This window comes from Pyxidicoccus fallax, assembly GCF_012933655.1.
GTDB lineage: Bacteria > Myxococcota > Myxococcia > Myxococcales > Myxococcaceae > Myxococcus > Myxococcus fallax.
The window spans coordinates 1-408 of the sequence record NZ_JABBJJ010000799.1 but is presented as its reverse complement, the minus strand read 5'-3'; the positions used below and the strand labels follow the sequence as shown (position 1 = coordinate 408).

1 protein-coding gene is annotated in these 408 nt (G+C 62.3%); it reads right to left on the bottom strand.

The window, feature by feature from the left end; translation table 11 throughout:
* Positions 1-408: FAD-dependent oxidoreductase (locus HG543_RS54205; protein ID WP_169352741.1), on the bottom strand; the 408-nt coding region annotated here is incomplete at both ends.

Sequence of the window (408 nt, the reverse complement as noted above, 5' to 3'; positions counted from 1 at the left end):
CCACTCGGCCATCAGGCGATAGGTCATCAGCTTGCCGCCGGTGATAGTAATGAAGCCTTCCATACCGTCACGCTGGGCATGGTCGAGCAGGACGATGCCGCGGCTGACGCCGCGCCCGCTGGGATCGTTATCGCTGGCCACCAGCGGGCGGACGCCGGAGTAGGCGCGGAGGATCCGGGTGCGGCCCATGACCGGCGCCAGCTTTTCCCCTTCGCGCAGCAGGGTATCGACCTCCGCCGCTGTTACCCGGTTGTCGTCAATTTCGTCATAAGGAATATGCATTGAGGTAGTGCCGATCAGCGAGATGGTATCGCCGGGCACCAGAATATCGGCGTCGGCCGGCTTACGGCAGCGGTTGATCACCAGGTTGTTAATCCGATGATCGAGGATCAGCAGCGATCCCTTCGC